Genomic DNA, 9,668 nt, shown 5'->3' with positions numbered 1-9,668 from the left:
CGCCAACACCTTCTTCCAGCCGCCGGTGAAGGAGACCGCGACGAAGCCGAGTGCTTCGTTGATCGCCAGCATCGGCCGGTTCTCCTCGGCGTTCATCGTCGACACGCGGGGCGATCGCGGCGCGACCTCTCGCCAGGCGAGGAGGTTCGCCGCCTTGATCCACAGACCCAGACGGTGGCCGCGATCCGCACGGCGCACCAGGGTGGCCGCCTGTTCGGTCACGCCCGTCCGCGTGGAATCCACGAACAGCTCGGTGAATGCCACCAGCTCACCGGAGGCGATGTGCTGGGCCGCCATGATGCTTCCGAACCGGCCGCCGTCGAGGATCTCCCTCTCGTGCCGACGCAGCCGGGCGGCGTCCCAGTGCTCCTCATCCCACACGAGACCGGCGCTCGGGGCATCCGTGGACATGCGCGACATCAGAGCCGCGTAGCCGGCCACGTACTCCTCGGGCGTCGGCACCGTCCACGACACCAGCCGGTACCCGGCCGCCTCCGCCCGGGCCTCACCCTCCAGCTTCTCCACGCGAGCCCAATCCCCGTGCAGGTCGAACGCGCTCGCCCGGTCCACCTGCTCCAGGGAGTATCCGCGAGCGAGGTACGCGCGGGCGTACTCGTCGCGGGGCAGCGCTCCGTGCCCGGACGCGGCCGTGACCGTATCGCCGTCCGCCGGGCGGTGATCCGTCTCGCCCTGCATGATGCGACGTCCGTGAGCGCGGGCGTGCCCCTCGACGAAGGCGAATCCGGCGTCGACGAGTTCGGGCGAGAAGTCCGCCTCGCGGATCTCGAGTGCGAACTCCGCGACCTCCGACCCCGCCTCCTGCGGCAAGGTGGTCACGAAGCGGGCGATCGGGACCCCTTCCCGCCTCGCGATCCAGCCCGCGTGGGCCACGTCCTCCTGGTTCTGCCAGATGGGCAGGAGTTCTTCCGCAGCGTATGCGAAGTCGTCGTGACCATTGCGCTCGCGCGCGACGAGGTTGCGAACCTCGGCCATATCGGCGAAAGCCGCCGCGTCGGGAGCGTCCATGGCCGCGGGGACGACGACCCGCTCGATGACCACACCGTCAGGCACGGTCATGTCAGCACCTTCTTCCATGCCCCCTCGTACGCGATCGGGGCGAACCCGATGGCCTCGTTGATGTCGAGCATCGGCCGGTTCTCCTCGGCGTTGTAGGTGATCACGCGAGGCGACCGAGGGGCCACGTCCCGCCACGACAGCAGACCCGCGCACTTCACGAGGGTGCCCAGCTTGTGGCCGCGGTGGTGCTTGAGGACGAGCGTGTCCTCCTGGTGGCTCGCCTCGGTCCGGTCCTTGCCGACGACGAGTTCGTTGAACGCGCAGAGCTCGCCTGTCGCGATGTGCTGCGCCGCGGTCACCTGCAGGGTGCGGCCCGAGTCCGTGTAGACGGCGTCGTGCTCGGCGATGCGCGCGGCATCCCACGTCTCCTCGTCGAACTCCAGACCCGCCGCGGGGGCGTCGGTCACCATGCGCGACTTCATCCAGGCGTACCCGTCGACGTACTCGGGCGGTGTGGGGGCGAACCACTGCACGACGCGGTAGTCGCCCGAGGCGGCCTCGGCCTCGGCGAGGAGGCGCTCGACGGTCTCGAACGGCGCGGTCAGATCGAACGCGCTGTTGCGCTCGACCTGCTCGAGCGCGTATCCGTGCCGCAGGAAGAAGCGGGCGGCGTGGTCGCGGGGGATCTCGCCGAACCCGGTCGGCGGGGCCAGCCGGGGCCCGGGCGCCTCGGGGTGCTCCGCCCAGGACTGCAGGACGCTGCGGCCGTTCTCGCGCGCGACCTGCTCCACCAGGTCGTGGGCGGCGGAGCCGATGCCGCGGCCCCACGCGTCGCGCAGGAGCTCGATGAGCCAGAAAGCGACCTTGGAGTCGTTCTCGAGGGGAAGGTCGACCCCGATCCGCCCGATGATCGCGCCGTCGTCGACGATGACCCATGCGAGCCTGCGCTCGTACTCGGTCACCCGGTAGTGGGGTAGGAGCTCGTCCGGGGCGATGCGGTGATCGTCGTGGCCGGAGATCTCACGGTAGATCCGGTTGCGGACGTGCACCATCTCGACGAAATCGGCGGCGTCAGGGGCGTCGATGGTCGCCAGCACGATGAGCGGCCGGAACTCGACGGAGGTGAGGGTGTTCATGATCGATGGGACCTCGGGTTGATTGAGCAAGCGGGGGAGAGGGGGTCGCCGCCCATGCAGCCGGAAGGCGACCCCCGTGGCCGTCACGGCCGGGGTGCGAGGAAGGCCTCGCGGAGATAAGCGCGTTCGCGCGCTTCGTTGGCGGCCAGTGTCCGCCGGATCTCGGCGTGTCGTCCGCGGTCGTCCGCGAGCCGCGGCGAGCGGGTGCTCCACAGGAGCAGACGCAGACCGATGCGCAGAGCGAGGCGGTCGATCAGCGAGACGCGGATGTCGCGGCCGGGGAGCCGCAGCGTATCGGGGATGCCCGAGGGTCGCTGCGGCGCGAGCAGTGTGTTCATGATGGATCTCTTCCGATGTGAGGTGGTGAGGTGCCCGAGCCGGGCAGGCTCGGGCGGAGGTGCCGTGCCGCAGCACGACGCGAACAGGGCGGGGAGAGTCGCCGAGAGCCTCGGTTGCCGAGGCGGCGGCGCGGGATGTCACGCCCGGAGACGGGCGGAGCTCTCCCCTGCGGGGGTCAGGAGGCGGTGTGGCCGCGACCGTCGGGGAAGACGTCGAAGGAGTCGGTCCCCAGTGCGAACACGCGGGCAACGGGAGCGAACGCTCCGGTGGGGTTCATCAGCATCATCGGGGACCTCCTTTCTCGACTTCAGACGCGGTGAGGACATTAGCGCGAGGATGCGACGTACGTCAAGGACTTTCTCAGATTCCCTGATCTCCCGGGCGTGTCGGCGTGTCGGTGCTGCGCGGCCCGGCATCCGGGCGCTGCCCTCGCGCTCGGGTAGCGTAGGTCGGTAATCGACCGGCTGGAGGGCGCGCCCATGCACCTGAAGAGCGTCACGCTCAAAGGGTTCAAGTCGTTCGCCCAGCCGACGACCTTCGCCCTCGAACCCGGGGTGACCTGCATCGTCGGGCCGAACGGGTCGGGCAAGTCGAACGTCGTCGACGCGCTCGCCTGGGTCATGGGGGAGCAGGGGGCGAAGACTCTCCGCGGCGGCAAGATGGAGGACGTCATCTTCGCGGGGACGGCGACCCGTGGACCCCTCGGGCGGGCCGAGGTCCAGCTCACCATCGACAACGCCGACGGCGCCCTGCCGATCGAGTACGCCGAGGTGACCATCAGCCGGACCCTTTTCCGCAACGGCGCCAGCGAGTACGCCATCAACGGGCAGACCTGCCGCCTGCTCGATGTCCAGGAGCTGCTGAGCGACTCGGGGCTCGGTCGCGAGATGCACGTCATCGTGGGACAGGGGCGGCTGGACAGCGTCCTCCAGGCCACGCCGGAGGACCGGCGCGGCTTCATCGAAGAGGCCGCGGGCATCCTCAAGCACCGGCGCCGCAAAGAGAAGACGCTGCGCAAGCTCGAGGCGATGGAGGCCAACCTCACCCGGCTGAGCGACCTCGCGGGGGAACTGCGCCGGCAGCTGAAGCCGCTGGGCCGCCAGGCCGAGATCGCTCGCGAGGCGGCCACGATCGCCGCGGTCGTCCGCGACGCGAAGGCACGGCTGCTCGCGGACGACCTCGTCACCCTGCGGGCTGAGCTCGCCGACCATGCCCGCAACGAGCAGGAGCGCCACGCGGAGCGCATGGTGCTGCAGGACCAGCTCTCCAACGTGCGGGCCGCGATCGAGCGACTCGAGGCGGAGCAGAGGTCCGAGGCGGTCGACGACGCCCGGCGGGTCGCGTTCGGGCTCGAGCGCGCGCAGGAGCGCCTTCGGGCCCTCTACAACCTCGCAGGCCAGCGCCTGGCGCTCCTGACCGACAACGATGACGACGACCGCATCGAGCGCACGACCGTGTCGCAGGGGATGATCGACGACGCGCGCGCCGAGGTCGATGAGCTGTCGACGGCTCTCGGCGGTGCGCAGGATGCCGCGGCCGACGCCGCTCGGGACGTGATGCGCGCCCGTGCCGAACTCGACGCGCTCGATTCCGACATCGCCGCCCAGAGCGCCCTCGTCTCCGAGCACGACATGCGCCTCACCGCTCTGCGAGGAACGGCCGAGGCCGCGGCATCCGCTCTCGCAGCCGTCGAGGCTGCGGTCGCACGCCAGCAGAAGGCGCTGGACGCGGCCCTCGCACGCCGGGCCGAGGCCGAAGCCGATGTGGACGGCGTCAATCCCGACCTCGTGCCGGAAGGCTCTTCTGCCGAGCACGCCGCCGACTACGAGCGGGCACAGCGGGACGCGACGAAGGCGGAGGGGACGGTCGCGTCGTTGCGGGAACGACTGCACGCGGCCGAGCGCGAGGTCGAAGCGCTCACCGCCCAGACCGCAGCCCTGTCCCGCGCCCTGGAGGTCAAGAGCGCGGCGGCCGTGGTGCTGGCCGAGGGCCGGGCCGGTGTTCGTGGGCTCGTCTCAGACGCCGTGCAGGTGGCTGCCGGATTCGAAGCGGCGATCGCCGCTGTTCTCGGCACTCTGGCCGAGGGGGTGCTGGTCGACGGCGCTGAGGACGCGTTCGGGCTGGCGGAGGAGCTTCGCACCGCCGAGCTCGGCGTGGTCGATGTCGTGATCGCCGATGCGCCGGACCCCGCCGCCACCGCCGGCGTCGCAGCCGAGCCGGCCGCGGTATCGGGCCTGACCGCTGCTCGGGATGTCGTGGCCGGTCCCACGGGGATCTCCGCGATCCTCGCGGGCGTCTACATCGCCGAGGACCTGACCGAGGCGCGGCGCGCGATCGACGTCGAAGCCGCTGCCGGCCGGCATCCGACGGTGGTCACCCGCGCGGGGGAGGTCTGCACCGCACGGACCGTCCGCGCCGGGGCGGGGTCGTCGAGATCCCGGCTGGAGCTGGCCGCAGAGCGGGATGCCGCCGCCGAGCGGCGCGACGAGCTCGCCGTCGTCGTCGATTCCCTCCGGGAGGGGCTGACAGACGCCTCGTCCGAGCTGACGTCCGCTCGCGAGCGCACGAAGACGGCGTTGCACACCCTGCGCTCGTTCGATGCCGCCCTCGCCGCGCACGCCGAGCAGGTGAACCGAGCGACGGTGCGCCACGAGGCGGCGATCGCCGAGTGCGAGCGGCTCGAAGCCGGGCTGGCGCAGGCGCGGGCCGCCGTCGATGAAGCGGCAGCGTCGGCACGCGTCGCGCAGGATCGGCTGACGTCCGCACTCGAAGCGCCGCGACCGATTCTCGACGCGTCTGCGCGGGAGGGGCTTCTGGAAGCGCTCGAGGCCGCCCGCGACGCAGAGATGCGCACGCGACTGGACGTCGAGACGATGCGGGAGCGCATCCGAGCCGAGGAAGCGCGCGTCGTGCAGATGCAGCGCCAGCGCGAGCGCGAGCGCGAGGCTGCCGCGGAGGCCGCGCGTCGCGCGGTGATCCGCCGGGCGCAGCGCGACGTGGCCGAGGGGGTCCTGGCTCAGCTGCCGACCGTGCTCGATTCGGTCGACCGCTCGGTGTCGCAGGCGCGGGTCGAGTTGACCGCGCGCGAGGGCGCGCGTACGGCCATCACCGCGGAGCTCTCTCGCCTGCGCGCGCAGGAGACGTCCGCCCGCGAGCGCCTGGCCGCGCTCACCGAAAGCGTGCACGGGCTGGAGCTCAAGATCCACGAGAAGCGGCTCCACGTCACGGGTCTCCTCGAGAGAGTGCAGTCCGAACTGGGCCTGGACGAAACTATTCTGATTTCGGAATACGGTCCCGATCAGCCTCTTCCGGCTGAAGATGCCCCCGAGGAAGAGGCGGTTGATGAAGCATCCCCGCCCTTCGATCGCGCCGCCGCGCGTCGACGACTGCAGGACGCGGAGCGCAAGCTGGTGCAGCTCGGCCGTGTGAACCCACTGGCGCTGGAGGAGTTCGCCGCGCTGGAGCAGCGTCACGCGTTCCTCACCGAGCAGCTCGCCGACCTCACCCAGACGCGCAAAGATCTCCTGACGATCATCGACGAACTCGACGAGCGGATGCAGACGATCTTCCTCGCGGCGTTCGAAGACACCCGCGTCGCCTTCGGCGAGGTCTTCCCCATCCTGTTCCCCGGGGGGACCGGGAGCATCTCGCTCACCGACCCCGACAATCCGCTCACCACGGGGATCGAGGTCGCCGTGCGCCCCGTGGGGAAGAAGATCGAACGGCTCTCGCTGCTGTCGGGCGGCGAGAGGTCGCTCGCGGCGGTCGCGCTGCTCACCGCCATCTTCAAGGCGCGGCCGAGCCCGTTCTACATCCTCGACGAGGTCGAGGCCGCTCTCGACGACGCCAATCTCGGTCGCCTGCTCGGGGTCTTCGAGCAGCTGAGGGAGAGCAGCCAGCTCATCGTCATCACGCATCAGAAGCGGACGATGGAGATCGCCGACGCGCTGTACGGCGTGTCGATGCGGCAGGACGGCGTGTCCGCGGTGGTGGGGCAGCGGGTGCGCGAGCACGCGGGCGCCTGAGCCATAGGCTGGAGGCATGGCTGAAAGCTCCTGGTCGCTCGGCCGCGCCCTGCGCGGGATGTTCGTCAAGCCGACCATCGACGAGACCACGTGGGACGACCTCGAGACGGCGCTGCTGACCGCCGACTTCGGCCCGGACATCACCGAACGCATCATCGACGAGCTGCGCGAGAAGGTCGAGCGGTTCCGCACGACCGATCCCCGCGACCTCCAGCGCATGCTGCGAGAGACGCTCGAGGAGCACTTCGCGAAGTTCGACACGACGCTGCGCCTCTCGGAGCGACCCGCGGTCGTCCTCGTCGTCGGCGTCAACGGAGTCGGCAAGACCACCACCATCGGCAAGTTCGCGAAGTTCCTGCAGCGTTACGGCCGCTCGGTCGTGGTGGGGGCGGCCGACACGTTCCGCGCCGCGGCCGTGGACCAGCTGGCGACGTGGGCCGAGCGGGGCGGCGCCGCGATCGTGCGGCCCCAGCAGGAAGGCCAGGACCCGGCGTCCGTCGCCTTCCAGACCATCGACTACGCCAAGCGGACCGGAACCGAGATCGTGCTCGTCGACACGGCCGGACGCCTTCACACCAAGGGCGGGCTCATGGACGAGCTCACCAAGATCCGCCGCGTCATCGAGAAGCAGGCTCCCATCAGCGAGGTTCTGCTGGTGCTGGACGCCACCACCGGCCAGAACGGCGTGATGCAGGCGCAGGCGTTCCTCGAGCACGCCGGCGTGACCGGTCTCGTGCTCACCAAGCTGGACGGCTCCGCGAAGGGCGGATTCGTCCTGGCGGTGCAGGAGAAGACCGGGATCCCGGTGAAGCTCCTCGGCCAGGGCGAGGGGATCGGCGACCTCACCGGCTTCACGCCGCACGTCTTCGCGGCGGCTCTGGTCGACTGATCGAACCGGGATCGGCGCCACGCCCGCGCGGGGCTATCGCGGCGCCGCCGAGGCTGGTTTCATGGGGGAATGGCGATCGAGCACGACTATTTCGGACTTCTGGAATCGGGGCCCGACGGATCGATCTTCTGGTCCGAGAACGTGGAGCTGGGCGATCAGTCCGTCACGGTCGATCTGACGGCGCCCGATCAGGACGACGTCTCGGCGGCGGCGCTGGATGTCGCTGCAGGACTCATCTCGGCGATCGAGGCGATCGACCTCAGCGCCCGCAACGCCATGGTCGACGAGCTCAGCGATCGCACGAGCGAGGTGACCGAGTACATCCTGCAGCAGCAGGAGGCGATGGGTGAAGAGATCGAGGACGTGCTGGTCGACATCTCGGGCGACGTGCACATCGATGTCATCCGGTCGCTTCAGCTGATGAGCATGACGATCCTCGCGGACGAGCACGGCGGCGAGGATCCGTTCGCCGTACTCGAGTACGCGCTCGACCCGGATGCCGCCGACGACGTGCTGCTGGTGAACCTGGGCTCGGACGGTGCCGTGCTCTCGGTCACGAGCGCCGACTGACGGGCACCTCGGACGCTCCGGCGATCACACCGCCTGAGCGAATCCGCTGTCGACTCCCTCGGCGATATGGGCCAGGTGCGGCGGGATCTCGCGGCCCTTCGACATCATGGACTGCGCCCACAGCCGCCCGGCGCGGTACGACGACCGCACCAGCGGTCCGGCGAGCACCCCGAGGAAGCCGATGCGCTCGGCCTCGTCCTTGAACTCGACGAACTCCTGCGGCTTCACCCAGCGATCCACAGGGAGGTGGCGGGGGGTGGGACGCAGGTACTGCGTGATCGTGATGATGTCGGTTCCGGCGTCGTGGAGGTCCTGAAGCGCCTGGACGACCTCCTCCGGGGTCTCGCCCATCCCGAGGATGAGGTTCGACTTGGTGATGAGTCCCGCCGCGCGGGCGCGGGTCAGGACGCCCAGCGAGCGGTCGTACCGGAATGCCGGGCGGATGCGCTTGAAGATCCGCGGCACGGTCTCGACGTTGTGCGCGAACACCTCCGGCCGGCTGTCGAACACCTCGTCCAGCAGAGCGGGCTCGCCGTTGAAATCGGTCGCGAGGATCTCCACGCCCGTGCGGGGGTTGCGCTCGTGGATCTGACGCACCGTCTCGGCGTGGAGCCACGCGCCGCCGTCGGGCAGGTCGTCGCGCGCGACGCCGGTCACCGTGGCGTAGCGCAGCTGCATCCGCTCGACGCTCTCGGCCACGCGGCGCGGCTCGTCGACGTCGTAGTCGGCGGGCTTGCCGGTGTCGATCTGACAGAAGTCGCACCTTCGCGTGCACTGCGAGCCGCCGATGAGGAAGGTCGCCTCGCGATCCTCCCAGCACTCGTAGATGTTGGGGCAGCCCGCCTCCTGGCAGACGGTGTGCAGGTCCTCGGTCTTCACCAGCGAGTGCAGCGCCTGGTACTCGGGGCCCATCTTCGCGCGCGTCTTGATCCACTCGGGCTTGCGCTCGATGGGCGTCTGGGCGTTGCGGACCTCCAGGCGCAGCATCCGCCGCCCCTCGGGTGCGGCCGCAGGACCCGACACGGGTGTGCCGCACGCGCTCACGCCGCCACCCCCGCGTACTCGGCGGCGAAGACCGCAGAAACGGTGGGGAGGAGATCGCGCGGCGTCACCGTGCGGCCGACCACCTCGCTGACGGTCGTCACGCCCGCGTCGGTGATGCCGCACGGGACGATGCCGCCGAAGCCGGCGAGGCTGTTGTCGCAGTTGACCGCGAACCCGTGCATCGTTACTCCCCGCTCCACGCGGACGCCGATCGCTGCCACCTTGTCCTCGGACAGCGGGCGCTTGACCCACACGCCGCTGCGCCCATCGACCTGGTAGCCGTCCACCCCGTGCGCGCCCAGCGCGTCGATGAGGAGCCGCTCGAGGCGGCGCACGTGCGCGACGACGTCGACGGGCTCGGGGAGCCGGACGATCGGGTAGCCGACGAGCTGGCCGGGTCCGTGCCACGTGATCTTGCCGCCGCGATCGACGTCGATCACGGGCGTGCCGTCGGTCGGGCGCTCGTGCGCGGCGGTGCGCCTGCCCGCGGTGTACACCGCCTCATGCTCCAGCATCAGCAGCGTGTCGGGCCGTGACCCGGCGACGACCTCGGCATGGATCCGTCGTTGCAGATCCCACCCCTCCTGGTACGGCACGACGTCGGGGGAGAGCCCGACGGTCTCGATCTGCAGCATGACGGCCCTTCGC

At 70.4% G+C, this 9,668-nt stretch carries 8 protein-coding genes; 3 read left to right on the top strand and 5 right to left on the bottom strand.

What is annotated here, in order from left to right; translation table 11 throughout:
• The 3 genes from Q9S36_RS15680 to Q9S36_RS15670 form a co-directional block, all read right to left on the bottom strand.
• Positions 1-1,077, bottom strand: a 1,077-nt coding sequence (locus tag Q9S36_RS15680; RefSeq protein WP_311285880.1) for a GNAT family N-acetyltransferase, incomplete at its 3' end; no start/stop codon positions are given.
• Complete coding sequence (locus tag Q9S36_RS15675) at positions 1,074-2,153, bottom strand: GNAT family N-acetyltransferase (protein WP_311285879.1); 1,080 nt, start codon at positions 2,151-2,153, stop codon at positions 1,074-1,076. The genes Q9S36_RS15675 and Q9S36_RS15680, both read right to left, overlap by 4 nt.
• 83 nt (positions 2,154-2,236) lie before the next feature.
• A complete protein-coding gene (locus Q9S36_RS15670) occupies positions 2,237-2,491 on the bottom strand; it encodes a hypothetical protein (RefSeq protein ID WP_251450034.1) in 255 nt (84 codons plus the stop codon).
• A gap of 480 nt (positions 2,492-2,971) precedes the next feature.
• Between Q9S36_RS15670 and smc the strand changes: the two genes are divergently transcribed.
• The 3 genes from smc (at position 2,972) to Q9S36_RS15655 (ending at position 7,976) form a co-directional block, all read left to right on the top strand.
• Positions 2,972-6,517 carry a chromosome segregation protein SMC gene (gene smc, locus Q9S36_RS15665; RefSeq protein ID WP_311285878.1) on the top strand — a complete coding sequence of 1,182 codons (3,546 nt, stop codon included), beginning with the start codon at positions 2,972-2,974 and terminating at the stop codon, positions 6,515-6,517.
• Positions 6,518-6,533: 16 nt separating this feature from the next.
• The gene (gene ftsY, locus Q9S36_RS15660; protein WP_251450032.1) at positions 6,534-7,406 is read left to right on the top strand and encodes a signal recognition particle-docking protein FtsY; all 873 of its coding nucleotides are present in this window, start codon (positions 6,534-6,536) and stop codon (positions 7,404-7,406) included.
• Positions 7,407-7,475: 69 nt separating this feature from the next.
• Positions 7,476-7,976 (top strand): DUF2004 domain-containing protein, encoded by a 501-nt coding sequence (locus Q9S36_RS15655; RefSeq protein ID WP_251450031.1) that lies wholly within the window; start codon positions 7,476-7,478, stop codon positions 7,974-7,976.
• 24 nt (positions 7,977-8,000) lie between these two features.
• On the opposite strand, the gene lipA is transcribed toward Q9S36_RS15655, so the two are convergent.
• Positions 8,001-8,963, bottom strand: a complete 963-nt coding sequence (gene lipA / locus Q9S36_RS15650; RefSeq protein ID WP_311285877.1) for a lipoyl synthase — start codon at positions 8,961-8,963, stop codon at positions 8,001-8,003.
• A gap of 53 nt (positions 8,964-9,016) precedes the next feature.
• Positions 9,017-9,655 carry a lipoyl(octanoyl) transferase LipB gene (gene lipB / locus Q9S36_RS15645; protein ID WP_396653778.1) on the bottom strand — a complete coding sequence of 213 codons (639 nt, stop codon included), beginning with the start codon at positions 9,653-9,655 and terminating at the stop codon, positions 9,017-9,019.
• Positions 9,656-9,668: the final 13 nt, after the last annotated feature.

It is taken from the genome of Microbacterium sp. ARD31, assembly GCF_031844425.1.
This window is presented reverse-complemented; position numbering and strand designations above follow the sequence as displayed.

Excerpts from the sequence above, each read along its gene's own strand:
- Q9S36_RS15675 (WP_311285879.1), bottom strand. The coding sequence starts at position 2,153 with ATGAACACCCTCACCTCCGTCGAGTTCCGGCCGCTCATCGTGCTGGCG.
- Q9S36_RS15670 (WP_251450034.1), bottom strand. The coding sequence starts at position 2,491 with ATGAACACACTGCTCGCGCCGCAGCGACCCTCGGGCATCCCCGATACG.
- smc (WP_311285878.1), top strand. The coding sequence starts at position 2,972 with ATGCACCTGAAGAGCGTCACGCTCAAAGGGTTCAAGTCGTTCGCCCAG.
- ftsY (WP_251450032.1), top strand. The coding sequence starts at position 6,534 with ATGGCTGAAAGCTCCTGGTCGCTCGGCCGCGCCCTGCGCGGGATGTTC.
- Q9S36_RS15655 (WP_251450031.1), top strand. The coding sequence starts at position 7,476 with ATGGCGATCGAGCACGACTATTTCGGACTTCTGGAATCGGGGCCCGAC.
- lipA (WP_311285877.1), bottom strand. The coding sequence starts at position 8,963 with ATGCTGCGCCTGGAGGTCCGCAACGCCCAGACGCCCATCGAGCGCAAG.
- lipB (WP_396653778.1), bottom strand. The coding sequence starts at position 9,655 with ATGCTGCAGATCGAGACCGTCGGGCTCTCCCCCGACGTCGTGCCGTAC.